Origin of the sequence: Enterobacter vonholyi (genome assembly GCF_008364555.1) — a bacterium.
In the GTDB taxonomy this organism is placed as follows: domain Bacteria; phylum Pseudomonadota; class Gammaproteobacteria; order Enterobacterales; family Enterobacteriaceae; genus Enterobacter; species Enterobacter vonholyi.
Genome location: NZ_VTUC01000016.1, coordinates 1 through 17,804 on the forward strand (window position 1 = coordinate 1; position 17,804 = coordinate 17,804).

The 17,804-nt window shown below is 54.5% G+C and carries 18 protein-coding genes, 1 pseudogene and 1 other annotated feature; of the genes and pseudogenes, 8 read left to right on the plus strand and 11 right to left on the minus strand.

What is annotated here, in order from left to right; all coding sequences use genetic code 11:
• The 3 genes and pseudogenes from F0319_RS17780 to ugd all read left to right on the plus strand — a co-directional run.
• A pseudogene (locus tag F0319_RS17780) lies at positions 1-144 on the plus strand (phosphomannomutase CpsG); the annotation flags it as partial.
• 167 nt (positions 145-311) lie between these two features.
• Positions 312-1,718: an NADP-dependent phosphogluconate dehydrogenase gene (gene gndA / locus F0319_RS17785; RefSeq protein ID WP_028013772.1), complete on the plus strand. Its 1,407-nt coding sequence runs from the start codon at positions 312-314 to the stop codon at positions 1,716-1,718.
• Between the two features lie 226 nt (positions 1,719-1,944).
• A complete protein-coding gene (gene ugd / locus F0319_RS17790; RefSeq protein WP_111966133.1) occupies positions 1,945-3,111 on the plus strand; it encodes a UDP-glucose 6-dehydrogenase in 1,167 nt (388 codons plus the stop codon).
• A gap of 48 nt (positions 3,112-3,159) precedes the next feature.
• Here ugd and F0319_RS17795 read toward each other — a convergent pair whose 3' ends face one another.
• Complete coding sequence (locus F0319_RS17795; protein WP_149367476.1) at positions 3,160-4,164, minus strand: NAD-dependent epimerase; 1,005 nt, start codon at positions 4,162-4,164, stop codon at positions 3,160-3,162.
• Between the two features lie 192 nt (positions 4,165-4,356).
• Here F0319_RS17795 and wzzB point away from each other — a divergent pair, with 192 nt between their 5' ends.
• The gene (wzzB, locus tag F0319_RS17800) at positions 4,357-5,337 is read left to right on the plus strand and encodes an LPS O-antigen chain length determinant protein WzzB (protein WP_149367477.1); all 981 of its coding nucleotides are present in this window, start codon (positions 4,357-4,359) and stop codon (positions 5,335-5,337) included.
• Positions 5,338-5,375: 38 nt separating this feature from the next.
• On the opposite strand, the gene hisIE is transcribed toward wzzB, so the two are convergent.
• From hisIE to hisL, 9 genes are all read right to left on the minus strand, one after another.
• On the minus strand, positions 5,376-5,987 hold the full coding sequence (gene hisIE / locus F0319_RS17805; protein WP_111966135.1) for a bifunctional phosphoribosyl-AMP cyclohydrolase/phosphoribosyl-ATP diphosphatase HisIE: 612 nt from the start codon (positions 5,985-5,987) through the stop codon (positions 5,376-5,378).
• On the minus strand, positions 5,981-6,757 hold the full coding sequence (gene hisF / locus F0319_RS17810) for an imidazole glycerol phosphate synthase subunit HisF (protein WP_111966136.1): 777 nt from the start codon (positions 6,755-6,757) through the stop codon (positions 5,981-5,983). Before hisF ends, hisIE begins: the two co-directional genes overlap by 7 nt.
• Positions 6,739-7,476, minus strand: a complete 738-nt coding sequence (hisA, locus tag F0319_RS17815) for a 1-(5-phosphoribosyl)-5-[(5-phosphoribosylamino)methylideneamino]imidazole-4-carboxamide isomerase (protein WP_149367478.1) — start codon at positions 7,474-7,476, stop codon at positions 6,739-6,741. The genes hisF and hisA overlap by 19 nt, the downstream gene beginning before the upstream one ends.
• Positions 7,476-8,066 carry an imidazole glycerol phosphate synthase subunit HisH gene (gene hisH, locus F0319_RS17820; protein ID WP_127731590.1) on the minus strand — a complete coding sequence of 197 codons (591 nt, stop codon included), beginning with the start codon at positions 8,064-8,066 and terminating at the stop codon, positions 7,476-7,478. Before hisH ends, hisA begins: the two co-directional genes overlap by 1 nt.
• Positions 8,066-9,133 carry a bifunctional histidinol-phosphatase/imidazoleglycerol-phosphate dehydratase HisB gene (gene hisB, locus F0319_RS17825; RefSeq protein ID WP_127731588.1) on the minus strand — a complete coding sequence of 356 codons (1,068 nt, stop codon included), beginning with the start codon at positions 9,131-9,133 and terminating at the stop codon, positions 8,066-8,068. Before hisB ends, hisH begins: the two co-directional genes overlap by 1 nt.
• Complete coding sequence (gene hisC / locus F0319_RS17830) at positions 9,130-10,191, minus strand: histidinol-phosphate transaminase (RefSeq protein WP_149367479.1); 1,062 nt, start codon at positions 10,189-10,191, stop codon at positions 9,130-9,132. Before hisC ends, hisB begins: the two co-directional genes overlap by 4 nt.
• On the minus strand, positions 10,188-11,492 hold the full coding sequence (hisD, locus tag F0319_RS17835; RefSeq protein WP_149367480.1) for a histidinol dehydrogenase: 1,305 nt from the start codon (positions 11,490-11,492) through the stop codon (positions 10,188-10,190). Before hisD ends, hisC begins: the two co-directional genes overlap by 4 nt.
• A gap of 5 nt (positions 11,493-11,497) precedes the next feature.
• Positions 11,498-12,397, minus strand: a complete 900-nt coding sequence (gene hisG / locus F0319_RS17840; RefSeq protein ID WP_000886595.1) for an ATP phosphoribosyltransferase — start codon at positions 12,395-12,397, stop codon at positions 11,498-11,500.
• A gap of 45 nt (positions 12,398-12,442) precedes the next feature.
• Positions 12,443-12,566 (minus strand) — a sequence feature (His leader region).
• On the minus strand, positions 12,542-12,592 hold the full coding sequence (gene hisL / locus F0319_RS17845; RefSeq protein WP_001364200.1) for a his operon leader peptide: 51 nt from the start codon (positions 12,590-12,592) through the stop codon (positions 12,542-12,544). (Overlaps the previous feature by 25 nt.)
• A gap of 175 nt (positions 12,593-12,767) precedes the next feature.
• Here hisL and F0319_RS17850 point away from each other — a divergent pair, with 175 nt between their 5' ends.
• The 4 genes from F0319_RS17850 to plaP all read left to right on the plus strand — a co-directional run bounded on the left by F0319_RS17850 (position 12,768) and on the right by plaP (position 16,193).
• On the plus strand, positions 12,768-13,592 hold the full coding sequence (locus F0319_RS17850; protein ID WP_111966141.1) for an SDR family oxidoreductase: 825 nt from the start codon (positions 12,768-12,770) through the stop codon (positions 13,590-13,592).
• A 41-nt stretch (positions 13,593-13,633) separates the two neighbouring features.
• The gene (locus tag F0319_RS17855; protein WP_111966142.1) at positions 13,634-14,563 is read left to right on the plus strand and encodes a LysR substrate-binding domain-containing protein; all 930 of its coding nucleotides are present in this window, start codon (positions 13,634-13,636) and stop codon (positions 14,561-14,563) included.
• Positions 14,564-14,782: 219 nt separating this feature from the next.
• Entirely contained in the window at positions 14,783-14,845 is a 63-nt protein-coding gene (yoeI, locus tag F0319_RS22565; RefSeq protein ID WP_111966150.1) for a membrane protein YoeI, read from the plus strand.
• On the plus strand, positions 14,835-16,193 hold the full coding sequence (gene plaP, locus F0319_RS17865; RefSeq protein WP_023312362.1) for a putrescine/proton symporter PlaP: 1,359 nt from the start codon (positions 14,835-14,837) through the stop codon (positions 16,191-16,193). The genes yoeI and plaP overlap by 11 nt, the downstream gene beginning before the upstream one ends.
• Positions 16,194-16,316: 123 nt before the next feature.
• Here plaP and sbcB read toward each other — a convergent pair whose 3' ends face one another.
• Positions 16,317-17,753, minus strand: a complete 1,437-nt coding sequence (gene sbcB, locus F0319_RS17870; RefSeq protein WP_420889908.1) for an exodeoxyribonuclease I — start codon at positions 17,751-17,753, stop codon at positions 16,317-16,319.
• Between the last annotated feature and the right edge of the window lie 51 nt (positions 17,754-17,804).

The window sequence follows — 17,804 nt, forward strand, 5'->3', positions numbered from 1 at the left end:
ATCAGCATGGCGTTCCCGCAGTGGCGCTTTAACCTGCGCTCGTCCAATACCGAGCCGGTGGTGCGCCTGAACGTGGAATCCCGTGCTGACACGGCGCTGATGGAAGAGAAGACGCAAGAAATTCTGGCTTTGCTCCGGAAGTGAGGGGCTGCCGCCAGCGTATATCTGGCGGCTTGACTGTACCTGGATTGTGCAATCAGTGTGACATAGATCAGCAAAAGCTATTCATGTCACCTAATACTGAGTTAACATCTCAACCACATTTCAAGCCGCGCATAAGCCGTGGTGACCACACCTGACAGGAGTATGTAATGTCCAAGCAACAGATCGGCGTTGTCGGTATGGCAGTGATGGGGCGCAACCTGGCGCTGAACATCGAAAGCCGTGGTTATACCGTCTCCGTTTTCAACCGCTCCCGTGATAAGACCGAAGAAGTCATTGCCGAGAACCCTGGCAAGAAACTGGTTCCTTTCTATACGGTGAAAGAGTTCGTTGAGTCTCTGGAAACGCCTCGTCGTATCCTGTTAATGGTGAAAGCTGGCGCAGGTACCGATGCAGCTATCGACTCCCTGAAGCCTTACCTCGAAAAAGGTGACATCATCATTGATGGCGGTAATACCTTCTTCCAGGACACCATTCGTCGTAATCGTGAACTTTCTGCTGAAGGCTTTAACTTCATCGGTACCGGTGTTTCCGGTGGTGAAGAGGGCGCTCTGAAAGGCCCATCCATCATGCCTGGCGGCCAGAAAGAAGCATACGAACTTGTTGCGCCTATTCTGACTAAAATCGCTGCTGTTGCAGAAGATGGCGAGCCGTGTGTGACTTATATCGGTCCTGACGGTGCCGGTCACTATGTAAAAATGGTGCATAACGGCATCGAATACGGCGACATGCAGCTGATTGCTGAAGCTTATTCCCTGCTGAAAGGCGGTCTTAACCTTTCTAACGAAGAGCTGGCTGAAACCTTTACCGAGTGGAACAAAGGCGAACTGAACAGCTACCTGATCGACATCACCAAAGATATCTTCACGAAAAAAGATGAAGAAGGTAAATACCTGGTTGATGTGATTCTGGACGAAGCAGCGAACAAAGGCACCGGTAAATGGACCAGCCAGAGCTCTCTGGATCTGGGCGAACCGCTGTCACTTATCACCGAATCCGTCTTCGCGCGTTACATCTCTTCCCTGAAAGAGCAGCGCGTTGCGGCATCTAAAGTGCTGTCTGGCCCTCAGGCTAAACCAGCGGGTGATAAAGCCGAATTCGTTGAAAAAGTGCGTCGTGCACTGTACCTGGGTAAAATCGTCTCTTACGCGCAGGGCTTCTCTCAGCTGCGTGCGGCATCAGACGAGAACAACTGGGATCTGAATTACGGTGAGATCGCGAAGATCTTCCGCGCGGGCTGCATCATTCGTGCGCAGTTCCTGCAGAAAATCACCGATGCCTATGCTGAAAACGCCGGTATCGCCAACCTGCTGCTGGCACCGTACTTCAAGAAAATTGCCGACGAATATCAGCAGGCGCTGCGTGATGTGGTTGCCTACGCTGTCCAGAACGGTATCCCGGTTCCGACCTTCTCTGCTGCAGTCGCCTACTACGACAGCTACCGTGCGGCTGTTCTGCCAGCTAACCTGATTCAGGCACAGCGTGACTACTTTGGTGCGCATACTTACAAACGCACCGATAAAGAAGGCGTGTTCCATACCGAATGGATGGAATAAGTTAGCTTACTCGCTGTAATCAAAACCCGGAGCCTGTCTCCGGGTTTTTTTATGCAAAAAATGTCGCCCGTTATTCGAAGTAGTCTGAATCTCGGCCCGCTCGTAGCCATTACTCCTGGTTTGCCTTGACAGTTCAGTTTGCCAGGAGGTACAAAGCCCAACAGTTATGTTTATCGCGATGGTCTGGTGGCCATCAGTACAGTTAACTCACAGAAGTCATTAGCGAATGAAAATAACAATCTCCGGAACAGGGTATGTCGGTCTTTCTAACGGCATTCTGATTGCCCAGAATCATGAAGTGGTTGCGCTGGATATCGTGCAGGCCAAAGTGGATATGCTCAATCAGAAAAAATCGCCGATTGTGGATAAAGAGATCCAGGACTATCTTAGCCATAAAACGCTGAATTTCCGCGCCACGACAGATAAAGAAGATGCATACCGCGATGCGGATTACGTCATCATTGCGACGCCTACTGACTACGATCCTAAAACCAACTATTTCAACACCTCAACGGTAGAAGCGGTAATCAAAGACGTTATCGCGATCAACCCTGATGCGGTGATGGTGATTAAATCGACCATCCCTGTCGGTTTTACCAAATCCATTAAAGAAAAATTCGGTATTGATAATATCTTCTTCTCGCCGGAATTCCTGCGTGAGGGGAGAGCGCTTTACGATAACCTGCATCCTTCGCGTATCGTTATTGGCGAACGTTCTGAGCGCGCTGAACGTTTTGCTGCGTTGCTACAGGAAGGGGCGCTGAAGAAAGATATTCAGGTGCTGTTTACCGACTCCACTGAAGCTGAGGCGATCAAGCTCTTCGCGAATACCTATCTGGCAATGCGAGTAGCTTATTTCAATGAACTGGACAGCTACGCAGAGAGCCTTGGCCTGAATACCCGTCAGATTATTGAAGGGGTATGTCTCGACCCACGCATTGGCAACCACTATAACAACCCGTCATTTGGCTACGGTGGCTATTGCCTGCCAAAAGACACGAAGCAACTGCTGGCAAACTATCAGGCGGTGCCGAATAATCTCATTTCGGCGATTGTTGATGCGAACCGTACCCGTAAAGATTTCATCTCCGACTCCATCCTCGCGCGTCAACCCAAAGTGGTGGGCGTATATCGTCTGATCATGAAGAGCGGTTCCGATAATTTCCGCGCTTCTTCTATTCAGGGGATCATGAAGCGCATTAAAGCCAAAGGGGTTGAGGTTATCATCTATGAGCCTGCCATGCCGGACGATCAGTTCTTCAATTCTCGAGTGATCCGCGACCTGGATGCATTCAAGAAAGAAGCCGATGTCATCATTTCAAACCGCATGGCTGAAGAACTGGCTGACGTAGCGGACAAAGTCTATACCCGAGATCTCTTCGGTAGCGACTAATTCTCTTGCTCCATAAAAAACCCGGCGGATAAGCCGGGTTTTTTATTTTCAGACTTTGTAAAACTCGCGGTACCAGTTAACGAAGTTTTTCACTCCATCCTTAACCGAGGTTTGCGGTTTAAATCCGATCACCTCATAAAGAGCCTGGGTATCGGCACTGGTCTCCAGAACATCCCCTGGCTGGAGAGGCAGCATGTTTTTCTCTGCTTTTGTACCCAGTGCTTCTTCCAACGCGGTAATGTAATCCATAAGTTCGACCGGCGAGCTGTTACCAATATTGTAAACGCGATACGGCGCGGAGCTGGTCGCCGGGGAACCGGTCTCAACGGTCCAGTCTGCATCGGCCTGAGGAATGACATCCTGCAGACGAATAATGGCTTCGGCGATGTCGTCGATGTAAGTGAAGTCGCGCTTCATCTTGCCATAGTTGTAAACGTCAATGCTTTTGCCTTCAATCATCGCTTTGGTGAATTTAAATAGCGCCATATCCGGGCGGCCCCATGGACCATACACGGTAAAGAAGCGCAGCCCGGTGGTCGGCAAGTTGTAAAGATGCGAATAGGTGTGCGACATCAACTCGTTGGCTTTTTTAGTCGCGGCATAGAGCGAGACCGGGTGATCCACGGAGTCGTCAGTGGAGAAAGGCATCTTGCGGTTGAGACCGTATACGGAGCTCGACGAGGCATACAGAAGATGCTGAACATTGTTATGGCGGCAGCCTTCCAGCACGTTAAGATGCCCAATAAGGTTGGCATCAGCATACGCGTGCGGGTTTTCCAGGGAGTAGCGCACACCCGCCTGCGCGGCAAGATGAATCACACGATCAAACTTCTCAGCCGCGAAAAGCGTGGCCATACCTTCCCGGTCGGCTAATTCCAGCTTGTGAAAGTTGAAACACTCAGATTTTAACAGTTCCAGGCGTGCCAGCTTCAGGTTGACATCGTAGTATTCATTGAGGTTATCGATACCGACAACCTGATGACCAGCCTCAAGGAGGCGTTTACTGACATTCGCACCGATAAAACCTGCGGCACCCGTGACCAAAAATTTCATAGCTTCCCTCATAAACCCTATTCTTTAGATGCCGTAACGCATCACATGGCGTCTATGATAGCGCGAAGGGGGTTAGTTACATAACCCATCTTTCCGATATTACTCATCGGATTCTTATAGAAAAATCGCCAGTAATCGATAAACTATACAAACTTAATTATGTTTGCCCTTTTTTTATCAGTTAGGGATTGTATGACGCAAAACAACAATAGCCAGGTCAGCAGAAGCAATGATCCTGAGCAAATTGATTTATTTGATTTAGTGTTCCAGCTGTGGCGTGGGAAGTGGGTGATAGCAGTCTTTGTTGTTGTTTGTATCGCCCTGGCAATTGGATATTTATCCGTTGCAAAAGAAAAGTGGACCTCTAGCGCAATTATTGCACAACCTGACGCAGCTCAGATTGCCAGCTATTCTAATGCGTTGAATATCCTGTATGGTACCGCCGCACCTACAATGAATGACAACCAAACGCGTGCTATCGGCCGTTTTAGCTCATCATTCTCGGCGTTGTCGCAGGCGCTCGAAAACCAGGCTGTACCTGAAAAACTGACAATTGAGCCCAAGGTTAAAGATCAGCCATTCCCGTTAATTGTATCGTATACCAGTTCATCGGCAGAAGCCGCGCAAAAGCAGCTGGCGCAGTACATCCAACAAGTCGATGAGCAGACTGCAAAAGAGCTAGCTCTTGACCTTAAGGACAATATCAAAGAGCAGATCAGGACCCTGAACGATTCTCTGAAAAACCAGGAGAAGGTCGCTCAGGAGCAAAAGGATCTGCGTATCAAACAGATTGCTGAGGCGTTGAAGAACGCAGAAGCGGCGAAAATTACCTCGCCTCAGCTTCAGCAAACCCAGGAAGTAACTCAGGAAACGATGTTCCTGCTGGGAAGTGAGGGGCTGAAATCAATGATTGACAACGAAGCTTCTCTCCCGTTGGTTTTCCCAAGAGCCTATTATCAGACCAAACGAAATCTGCTGGACATCCAGAATCTGAACGTAAACCCGGACACAATCCACGTTTACCGTTATGTCATGAAGCCGGAACTCCCTGTACGTCGTGACAGCCCGAAAAAAGCGATAGTTCTAATTCTGGCCGTGCTGCTGGGCGCAATGATTGGTTCTGGCGTGGTGCTTGGCCGCAACGCATTGCGCAACTACAAACCAAAAGCCTGATTTGCAGGTAAAAAAACCGGGGATATTCCCCGGTTTTTTTATTTGTGCCGTTTGCGAAGATTTTCAATCACCGCCGTCAAATCCAGCTCCTGGTCTTGCAGCAGCACCAGCAGGTGATACATCAGGTCCGACGCTTCATTCGTCAGCTCCTCGCGGTCATGCACCGTCGCGGCCAGCGCGGTTTCAACGCCTTCTTCACCTACCTTCTGCGCAATACGCTTGGTTCCGCTGGCGTACAGCTTTGCGGTATACGAACTTTCAGGGTCAGCCGTTTTACGCTCTGCCAGCAGCTGTTCCAGTTGATACAGGAACAACCACTGGTGGCTCGCCTCGCCGAAGCAGCTGCTTGTGCCCTTATGGCAGGTTGGGCCGATTGGGTTTGCCAGCACCAGCAGGGTGTCGTTATCGCAGTCTGGCGTAATGCTCACTGCATTCAGGAAATGACCCGAGGTCTCGCCTTTGGTCCACAGGCGCTGTTTCGTGCGGGAGTAGAAGGTCACTTTGCCGCTGGCGAGCGTTTTCGCCAGCGCGTCCTGGTTCATATACCCCAGCATCAGCACTTCGCCTGAGACTGCATGCTGGACAACCACCGGCAGTAATCCGTCCGTTTTTTCCCAGTCCAGCTGCGCCTGTTGTTGCTCTGTTAACATACCCTGATCTCCACGCCCTGGTCGGCCAGGTACGTTTTTAACTCACCAATATTAATAATCTGCTTGTGGAACACGGAAGCGGCCAGCGCGCCGTCCACGTTCGCATCGCGGAAGGCTTCCAGGAAATGTTCCATGGTGCCCGCGCCGCCGGAGGCAATCAGCGGAACGTGGCAGACCTCACGAACTTTTTTCAGCTGTTCGAGGTCATACCCGTTACGCACGCCATCCTGATTCATCATGTTGAGGACAATCTCGCCAGCGCCACGCTTTTGCACTTCCTGCACCCAGTCGAGCGTTTCCCACTGCGTCACGCGCGTGCGGCTTTCATCCCCCGTGTACTGGTTGACGTGATACTTGCCCGTTGCGGCGTCATACCAGGTGTCGATCCCAACCACAATACACTGCACGCCAAAACGATCGGCAAGGCGGGTGATCAGCTCCGGGTCGGCCAGGGCAGGGGAGTTGATGGAAATCTTGTCGGCGCCAAACGAGAGAATTTTGGCGGCGTCGTCAGCGGACTTAATTCCGCCCGCCACGCAGAACGGAATGTCGATCACTTCCGCCACGCGTTCCACCCAGCTTTTGTCGACCACGCGGCCATCGCTGGACGCGGTAATATCGTAGAACACCAGCTCGTCTGCGCCTTCATCAGCATAGCGTTTTGCCAGCGGAACGATGTCGCCAATGATCTCGTGGTTGCGGAACTGCACGCCTTTCACGACCTGGCCGTCACGTACGTCCAGGCAAGGGATTATCCGTTTTGCCAGCATTGAATCGCCTCCGTCACAGTAAATTTACCTTCCAGCAGAGCCCGGCCCACAATCACACCCTGCACACCGGTACCGCGCAGCGCGGCTACGTCGTCTATATCACCGATACCGCCGGAAGACTGGAACGCTATCTGCGGATAACGCGCACAAACCTCTTCATAAAGCGAGACGTTGGAGCCAGCCAGCGTGCCGTCGCGGGAGATGTCAGTGCATAACACGTGCTTCAGGCCAACGGGCAGATAGATATCAACCAGCTCTTCCAGCGTCACGCCGGAGTTTTCCTGCCAGCCGCTGACGGCCACCTGCTTGTTGCCCTGTTCGTCAATACGCACGTCCAGCGCCAGTACAAGGGCGTCGGCGCCAAAGAGGCGGAACCAGCCCTTCACCGTCTCAGGATCTTTCACGGCGGTCGAACCTACCACCACGCGGGCCACGCCAGCGTCCAGCAGCGCCGCGACGTCATCTTCCGTACGCACACCGCCGCCAACCTGTACCGGCACATCAACACCCGCAACAAGTTGTTTAAGCAGCGGGATCTGGCGTTTCGCCGGGTCTTTCGCGCCCGTCAAATCCACAAGATGCAGTACCTGCGCACCCTGGGCGGCATAATCCTGCAGACGCGGCAGCGGATCGTTTCCGTAGTCTCGCTGCTGCCCGTAATCACCCTGATGCAGACGGACAACCGTACCGTCAATTAAATCTAACGCGGGAATAATCATCACATCTCCAGGAAGTTTTTCAGCAGCTGCGCGCCCGCGGCGCCAGAGCGCTCCGGGTGAAACTGCACGCCGAAGAAATTGTCTTTCTGTACGGCTGCCGTAAACGCCTCGCCGTAAGTGCACTGGGCGATCGTATTCACGTTCACCGGCATGGCGTAGCTGTGCACGAAGTAAAAATACGCGCCGTCTTCGATGCCGCGAAACAGCCTGTCGCCCGCTTTGGCGTACACGCGGTTCCAGCCCATATGCGGCAGAGGCAGACCGTGGTCAGTCATTTTCGGCACGTCTTCGTCAATAATGCCCAGCAGGTCAACGCCGTTATTCTCTTCGCTGCGGCGGCCCAGGATCTGCATGCCCAGGCATATGCCCAGCACCGGCTGGGTACAGGCCTTGATCAGATCGATCAGATCGCGTTCGCGAATCTGATCCATTGCAGCCTGCGCGGTACCTACGCCCGGTAAAAAGAGTTTGTCGGCGCGCAGCACCACGTCCGGGTCACGGCTCACCACCGGCTCGTAGCCGTGGCGCGCAATGGCCGATTTTACGGAGTTCAGGTTGGCGCATCCGGTATCCAGAATCACCACATTCATTACAGTACTCCTTTCGATGAAGGCAGGGCGTCACCTTCCACGCGAATTGCCTGGCGCAGGGTACGACCAAAGGCTTTGAAGAGACTCTCCACGCGGTGGTGGTCGTTCTTACCTTTGGTCTTCAGGTGCAGCGTCAGGCCCATGGTATAAGACAATGAACGGAAGAAGTGCTCCACCATTTCGGTGCTCAGATCGCCCACGCGCTGGTAATTGAAGTCTGCTTTATATTCCAGGTGCGGGCGACCGGAGATGTCCATGGCGCAGCGCGCCAGACACTCGTCCATCGGCAGGACAAAGCCAAAACGGTTAATGCCGCGTTTATCACCGAGCGCAAGCTTCAGTGCTTCACCCAGCGCCAGGCCGGTATCTTCCACGGTGTGGTGATCGTCGATGTAGAGATCGCCTTTTACCGTAATTTCCATGCGGAAACCGCCGTGGGTGGCAATCTGGTCGAGCATGTGGTCGAAGAAACCTACGCCAGTATGGATCTTGCTGCCGCCTTCGCGGTCCAGCCAGACCTTCACATCAATCTGCGTCTCTTTGGTGTTACGTTCAACGTGCGAGTAGCGGTCGCGTTTTGTCAGCTGCTCGCCAATCATCGTCCAGTTCAGGTTGTTGCGGTCGTATCGCAGTCCCGCGATGCCCATGTTTTCCGCCAGCGTAATATCGGTTATGCGATCGCCGATAACATAGCTGTTGGTTTTATCCAGCGCATCTTCAGCCAGGTAGCGCTCTACCAGCTTCACCTTTGGCTTACGGCAGTCGCACTCGTCGGCCGGCATGTGCGGGCAAATCAGCACCTCATCAAATACCACGCCCTGAGAGGTCAGCACCTGCATCATTAAATTATGCGGGCCGTCAAAGTCTGCCTGCGGGAAGCTGTCGGTACCCAGACCATCCTGATTGGTGATCATCACCAGCCTGTATCCGGCTTTTTGCAGCTTGAGCAGCACCGGAATCACGTCCGGTTCAAAGGCCAGCTTGTCGAATCGATCGACCTGAAAATCGGCTGGTGGCTCCGAAATAAGGGTGCCGTCACGATCGATAAAAAGGATCTTCTGGGTCATACTTTCTCCGCTTTCAGGGCGTCAATTACGCGCTGGCTCTCTGCGCGGGTGCCGACGGTAATGCGCAGGCATCCGCTCAGGGAAGGTTGTTTATTCTGGTCTCGTAAGATAATGCCCTGATCCCACAAAGATTTAAATACGGCACTCGATGCGGTGAAGCGTACCAGGATGTAGTTGGTTTCCGAGTCGAACACCTGCTCCACGCACGGGATATCCTTCAGGGCAGTCACCAGATACTGACGTTCCTCCAGGATTTGCGCCACGCGCTCGCGCATCGCGTTGATCCCCTGAGGCGTCAGCGCCTGTGCCGCAATATCGGCTACCGGCGTCGAGAGGGGGTACGGAGCGATCACCTTCAGCAGCAGGTCGATGACCTCTTTATTCGCCAGCGTAAACCCGCAGCGCAGGCCCGCGAGGGCGAAAGCCTTTGACAGCGTACGCAGCACCACCAGGTGCGGATACTCTTCCAGCCAGCCAGCCAGCGTCGCCTGCGGGCAGAACTCGATGTAGGCTTCGTCGGCCACCACCAGCGCTTTACCGTTCGTCATCTCCAGCAGGGTGCGGATATCCTGCGGGTTAATAATCTGCCCGGTCGGGTTGTTTGGGCTGCAGACAAACACGACTTTTACGCCGTCGAGATTGTCGGCAATCCCCTGCAGATCCAGCTGCCAGTTCTCCAGCGCCTGCACGTTGCGGCACGCCACGCCGAAGGTTTCCGCGCTGACGCTGTACATGCCGTAGGTCGGCTGGCAGTACATGACGGCGTCTTTGCCCGGCTCGCAGAACGCGCGGATCAGCAGTTCAATGCCCTCATCCGCGCCGCGGCTGACCAGCACCTGCTCTGGCTTCACGCCCGCGTACTGCGCGTAGTTTTCGATAACCGCTTTCGGCTGACACTCCGGATAGCGGTTCAGCGTTTGCTGCGACAGCTCAAACTGCACCGCAGTCGGGAATTCGTTAGCATTCAGCCAGACATCCCCTTTGCCGCCCAGACGACGCGCAGACTGATAGGGCGTCAGGCGACGGACATTTTCGCGGGCTAATTCTTCAATGTTCATGCTTGCTCCTTCAGGGCTGCAACGCGCAGCGTAACGGCATTTTTGTGGGCGGTCAGGCGCTCGGCGGCAGCCAGGGTTTCAATGGTCGAGGCCAGTGAGGCAAACCCTTCGCGGGAGAGTTCCTGCACGGTCATGCGCTTCTGGAAATCCGCCAGGCCGAGGCTGGAACAGGTTGAGGTGTAGCCGTACGTTGGCAGCACGTGGTTGGTGCCGGAGGCGTAATCGCCCGCTGACTCCGGTGACCAGTCGCCGAGGAACACCGAGCCCGCGCTGGTAATGCTGTCGACCAGATCGCGCGCGTTGCGGGTCTGAATAATCAGGTGCTCCGGGCCGTACTGGTTAGAAATGGCAATGCACTGCTCCATATCGCGCGCCACAATCAGGCGGCTGGCCGCTAACGCCTGGCGTGCCGTTTCGGCGCGGGGCAGGTCGGCAAGCTGACGCTCAACGGCTTCGCCCACGCGTTTTGCCATGTTGGCGTCCGGCGTCAGCAGGATGACCTGCGAGTCCGGGCCGTGTTCCGCCTGTGAAAGCAGGTCGGACGCCACGAAATCCGGCGTTGCGCCGCTGTCGGCAATCACCAGCACCTCAGACGGGCCGGCAGGCATATCGATGGCCGCACCGTCCAGACGCTGGCTGACCTGGCGCTTGGCTTCGGTCACATACGCATTGCCCGGACCAAAGATTTTGTCGACCTTCGGAATGGATTCCGTGCCGAACGCCAGGGCAGAAATCGCCTGCGCGCCACCCACTTTATAGACCGCCTGCACGCCGCACAGCTTCGCCGCGTAGAGGATCTCGTCGGCAATCGGTGGCGGCGAGCACAGCACCACTTTCTGACACCCGGCAATCCGCGCGGGAGTCGCCAGCATCAGTACGGTGGAGAAAAGAGGCGCAGAGCCGCCGGGAATATAGAGGCCGACGGACGCAACCGGGCGCGTTACCTGCTGGCAACGCACGCCGGGCAGGGTTTCGACATCTACGGTCTGCAGCTTCTGCGCGGTGTGGAAGGTATCAATATTTTTCACCGCAACAGCCATTGCCTGCTTGATGTCGTCACCCAGACGATTGCTGGCATCAATGATTTCCTGCTCGGTAACCTGTAATGCGCCGACTTCCGTCTTATCAAACTTCGCGCTGTATTCACGCAGCGCGTCATCGCCACGGGCTTTGACGTTATCCAGGATCTCTGCCACGGTGCGCGAGATGCTTTCAGAGGCGGAAATCGCCGGGCGCATCAGCAGCTCGCGCTGCCGTGCGTCGCTACAGGTATTCCAGTCGATGATTGTGTTAAAGCTCATGGCCATTACTCCATCATCTTCTCAATTGGCAGCACCAGGATGGAGCTTGCGCCCAGCGCCTTCAGTTTTTCCATGGTTTCCCAGAACAGGGTTTCGCTGCTCACCATGTGCATCGCCACGCGCTGCTGATCGCCCGCCAGCGGCAGGATGGTTGGGCGCTCGGCGCCCGGCAGCAGGGCAATCACTTCATCCAGGCGCTCGGTTGGGGCGTGCATCATGATGTACTTGGACTCACGCGCCTGAATGACGCCCTGAATGCGGGTCAGCAGTTTGTCAATCAGCTGCTGCTTGGCATCCGCCATCTCGCCGTCGCGCTGAATCAGGCACGCTTTGGAGCGGTAGATCACTTCCACTTCGCGCAGGCCGTTCGCTTCCAGCGTCGCGCCGGTAGAGACCAGGTCACAGATGGCGTCCGCCAGGCCCGCACGCGGCGCCACTTCAACGGAGCCGTTCAGCAGGCAGGATTTAAACTGCACGCCTTTCTGATCCAGATAACGCTTTAACAGGTGAGGGTAGGAGGTGGCAATACGTTTGCCGTTCAGCGCGGCCGGGCCGTCCCAGGCTTCATCAACCGGCGTTGCCAGCGACAGGCGGCAGCCGCCGAAGTCCAGACGACGCAGGGTGAAGTAACGCGGATCTTCGCCCTGCGCGCGGCGGGTCAGCAGCTCTTCTTCCAGCACGTTTTCCCCGATGATGCCGAGGTCAACGACGCCATCCATGACCAGGCCGGGAATATCGTCATCACGCACGCGCAGAATGTCGATGGGCATGTTTTCAGCCAGAGCAATCAGGCGCTGGGTGTGCAGGTTAATTTTAATCCCGCAGCGGGCCAGCAGTTCGCGTGAATCGTCACTCAAACGGCCTGATTTTTGAATAGCTATGCGTAAACGTGAGTTATCTAACATTCTTTATTCCTCGTTAACCTGTTTTAACCTGTCTGAATTCGGTCCAAAAAAAAGCCCCCGGAAGAAGATCTTCCGGGGGCTTTTTCATGCGTTCATGCACCACTGGAAGATCCAAACGTCTTCCAGCACACATCGCCTGAAAGACTAGTCAGGATGATGGTGATGATGGTGGTGTTTAAATTGAACGCGTGTCATATAAATTCTCGATGAATGCTTATTCATTTGATGTCTTTTAACCTAAACCAGTTGTGCGACATATTGCAAGGGCTTTTTTTGATCATTAATTCATTTCATATTGATGCTATGAATTGTGTGTTCTGCCGGGCTGGCGTAGCCTTATGAAAGACGAGTAAGAGTCAGGAGAATTCGCATGAAAAAGGTCGCGATTGTCGGTTTAGGATGGCTGGGAATGCCGCTGGCGATGTCATTAGCCGCGAAAGGCTGGCAGGTGACCGGGAGTAAGACCACCCGAGATGGGGTCGAAGCGGCGCGCATGTGCGGTATTGATGGCGTTGAACTGCGTCTGGAGCCGGAGCTGGTGTGTGATGCGGACGATCTGGACACGCTGATGAACGTGGATGCGCTGGTCATTACGCTACCCGCGCGGCGCAGCGGCCCGGGCGAATCATTTTATCTGCAGGCGATGCAGGAGATTGTCGACAGCGCGCTGGCGCATCACGTACCGCGCATTGTTTTCACCAGCTCGACGTCGGTCTATGGCGATGCTGAAGGTGTGGTAAAAGAGAGCTCCGAGCGCCGTCCCGTTACGGCGAGCGGTCAGGTCCTGAAAGAGCTGGAAGACTGGTTGCATAATCTTCCCGGCACGCAGGTCGATATCGTGCGTCTGGCAGGATTGGTGGGGCCTGGACGCCATCCGGGACGCTTTTTTGCCGGAAAGACGGCGCCAGACGGCCAGCACGGCGTGAATCTTGTCCATCTTGAGGATGTTATTGGCGCGATTGAGTTACTCTTACAGGCTCCGAAAGGCGGACACATCTATAATATATGTGCACCGTCTCATCCAGCGCGCAGCACCTTTTACCCGCTGATGGCACGTCAGCTTGGCCTGGCTCCGCCGGTCTTTAGTGAGGCAAAAGATGACAGCAAAGGCAAAATTGTTGATGGCAATCGCATTTGTCATGAGCTGGGGTTTGAGTATCAGTATCCCGATCCGCTGGTGATGCCCATGGAATAAGACCAGCAGCGGAGACGATCGCACACCAGAAGGGGGCGAGCATGAAACCGCTGCTGGATGTTCTTATTATTCTGGATGCACTGGAAAAAGAGGGGAGCTTTGCCGCTGCGTCGGCAAAGCTCTACAAAACCCCATCTGCGTTGAGCTATACCGTTCAAAAACTGGAAAGCGATCTCAATATTCAGATCCTCGATCGCTCCGGGCACCGCGCACGTTTTACCCGAACCGGACAGATGCTGCTGGAAAAAGGCCGCGAAGTTCTGCATACCGTTCGCGAGCTGGAAAAACAGGCTGTTAAGCTCCATCAGGGATGGGAAAACGAGCTGGTTATTGGCGTGGATGATACCTTTCCATTTTCTCTCCTGACGCCGCTGATTGAAGCTTTTTATCAACATCACAGCGTGACCCGTCTTATCTTTATAAATGGCGTGCTGGGTGGCTCCTGGGATGCTTTAACCCAGGGCAGGGCGGATATTTTTGTCGGTGCACTCCATGAGCCTCCCCAACTGAGCGATTTTGGTTTTGCCCGGCTCGGCGTGCTGGAGCAGGTATTTGCCGTGGCGCCCCATCATCCCCTGGCTCAGGAACCAGAGCCTCTTAACCGTCGTATGATTAAAGGCTACCGCGCCATCGTGGTTGGGGACAGCTCTCGTCCGGAATGTTCGGCCTCCTCGCAGCTGCTTGATGAGCAGGAGGCCATCACCGTTTTCGACTTTAAAACCAAGCTGGAGCTGCAAATAAGCGGCCTGGGCTGCGGCTATTTGCCCCGCTATCTGGCGCAGCGGTTTATTGACAGCGGTGCGCTTGTTGAAAAACAGGTACTTGCTCAAAACAGCCATGAGTCGGTGTGGGTGGGCTGGAATGAACAGACCGCCGGGCTGGCAAGTGCCTGGTGGCGCGACGAAATTTTAGCAAATAGTGCTATCGCCGCTGTTTATGCTCAGGGCAGCGTCGAGAAATCAGCCAGTTAGCAAAAAGAAAATTACCCGCTGCGTTGCAAAGTATTGCCTTTTGTATCCGATGTGGGGCAAAATGCCGCCGCTGCAACCAAATGAATAATCGACGATATAAAAGGCGTCGGTTATTTTTTTTTGCATGTACGAAACGAAACTAAAAACCAAGAGGCCGGGCTTCGTACCGGATAGATATTTACTAAAATCCGACAGTTGTTGTCGCTGAGGAAGAAACAAATGGGGCAATTTTTCGCTTACGTGGCGGTTATCACCTTAAAGGAGAATAACTATGTCGCATAACGCAACTCCAAACACCTCTCGCGTGGAATTACGTAAAACGCTTACGTTGATTCCGGTTGTTATGATGGGCCTGGCCTATATGCAACCGATGACGCTGTTCGATACATTCGGTATCGTATCAGGCCTCACAGACGGTCATGTGCCGACGGCTTACGGCTTCGCGCTGATTGCGATCCTCTTTACCGCGCTGAGCTACGGTAAGCTGGTTCGCCGCTATCCGTCTGCCGGTTCCGCCTACACCTATGCACAGAAATCCATCAGCCCGACGGTTGGCTTTATGGTGGGCTGGTCTTCGCTGCTCGACTATCTGTTCGCGCCGATGATCAACATTCTGCTGGCAAAAATCTATTTTGAAGCGCTGGTGCCATCGATTCCATCCTGGATGTTCGTCGTGGCGCTGGTGGCCTTTATGACGGCCTTCAACCTGCGTAGCATTAAGTCTGTTGCCAACTTTAACTCCGTTATCGTTGTGCTTCAGGTTGTCCTGATTGCCGTTATTCTTGGCATGGTGATCTATGGCGTGTTCCACGGCGAAGGCGCGGGCACCCTGGCGAGCAGCAAACCGTTCTGGTCTGGTGATGCGCATGTGATCCCGATGATTACCGGGGCAACCATTCTGTGCTTCTCCTTTACCGGTTTTGACGGCATCAGCAACCTGTCCGAGGAAACGAAGGATGCAGAGCGCGTGATCCCTCGCGCAATCTTCCTGACGGCGCTGATTGGCGGTCTGATCTTTATTTTCTCGACCTATTTCCTGCAGCTGTACTTCCCGGATATCTCCCGCTTCAAGGATCCGGATGCGTCTCAGCCAGAAATCATGCTCTATGTGGCGGGTAAAGCGTTCCAGGTTGGTGCGCTGATCTTCTCCACCATCACCGTACTGGCGTCCGGTATGGCCGCGCATGCAGGCGTTGCGCGTCTGATGTACGTAATGGGCCGCGATGGCGTATTCCCGAAAAGCTTCTTCGGCTACGTGCATCCAACCTGGCGTACCCCGGCGATGAACATCATCCTGGTCGGTGCGATTGCGCTTCTGGCAATTAACTTTGATCTGGTGATGGCTACGGCGCTGATTAACTTTGGTGCGCTGGTGGCGTTCACCTTTGTTAACCTGTCGGTTATCTCTCAGTTCTGGATCCGTGAAAAGCGTAACAAAACGCTGAAAGATCACTTCCAGTATCTGTTCCTGCCGATGTGCGGTGCCCTGACCGTGGGCGCGCTGTGGGTTAACCTGGAAGAGAGCTCGATGGTGCTTGGCCTGATTTGGGCGGGTATCGGCCTGATTTACCTGGCCTGCGTTACGAAGAGCTTCCGTAACCCGGTTCCGCAGTACGAAGACGTCGCGTAAGACTGTGTCGGGTGGCGGTTACGCCTTACCCGACCTACATAACCCGTAAGCCCGCGTAAGCGCAGCGCCGCAGGGCAAAAAAAAACCGGAGACCATCGCCTTCGGTTTTTTTATTTCTGACTTTCAGACTATCTCTTGCGCGTACTGGAACAGGGATTTCAACAGTGCCTGTTTCTCAGCATTCCCTTCATACTGGCCATAAAGCATTTCCAGCTCCTGAGCGTAGCTGTGCAGATACTCTGGCGTAAATACGTTGCGACGGTGCTGCAGCCAGCGTTCCTGCTCGGCTTCATCCAGCGTGCCGGGGTAGTTACGCGCGCGGTAATTAAACATCAGCTTTTCGATGCGCTTATCGGCGAAGGTGATATCAAGCGCCGGTAAGTTACGCGGCTCGGTTTGCAGAACGATATTCATGGCCGCGCGATCGGCATCGCTGAAGAAGCCGTTATAGAGCTGGGCATCCACGTTTTCAGACGGCACGAATGGCTCCGCCTCGGCAAAGATAGCAACCACTTTCTCGCGCACCTGCGGGTTTTCGCGCAGCACTTTCAGGTTATCGAGGCAGTGCTGACGGTTGATGCCCAGCCTGTCTGCATCTTCCGGGCGCAGCGTGTTCGCCTGAGCGAGTACCGGACATTTATTTATGTGCACCAGTTTGACCGGCACCGCGGGCAGATCGCCGAGTTCATTTTTTGGCGTGTACAAACGTTCGCGCAGGGTATCGCTGTCGAGCTCCAGCAGGGGTGAAATATCGCCCGCCAGGTCCACCATGATGACCGCATTACGGTTGTCCGGATGCCACGCCAGCGGCGCAACCCAGCTGGTATTGCCGCGCCATGCGCCAAACATGCCGGAAATATGCACCAGCGGCTTCATCTGCGGTACATCAATCAGCGTGATCAATTTCTGTTTACTGCGGTGGCTCAGCAGATACTCGAACAACCGGGGCTGTGCGCTTTTCACCAGCTTCGCCATGGCAATGGTGGCATAGACGTCCGCCATCGCGTCGTGGGCGTTGCTGTGCTCGATACCGTTGGCGCGCGTCAGGTGTTCCAGCCGGAAGCTGGTCAGCCCTTCCTCATTTTCCGGCCAGTTAATGCCTTCAGGACGCAGGGCGTAGCAGGCACGCATGATGTCGAGCAAATCCCAGCGGGAATTGCGGTTCTGCCAGCTCCAGGCATAGGGATCGTAGAAGTTGCGATAGAAGATATTGCGCGTCACTTCGTCATCGAAGCGGATGTTGTTGTAACCAACCACGCAGGTATTGGGAACGGTAAACAGATCGTGAATGCGTCGGGCGAACTCTGCCTCGTTAACGCCTTTCTCCCGCGCTTCCTGCGGGGTGATGCCGGTAACCATGACCGCACCGGGCTGCGGCAGGTAGTCATCAGCCGGTTTGCAGTAAAAGACCTCGGGCTCGCCAATAATGTTGAATTCGTCGTCGGTACGGATGGCGGCAAACTGCGCCGGTCGGTCCAGCGCCGGGTGAGTGCCAAAGGTTTCGTAGTCGTGGAACAAAAAAGTCGGGCGAGCGGCAGAGTCAGACACCAGTAATACCATCCTGTTAAAAAATGACGTCACTATGGTAAACGATCGCGCGGGTCAGACCGA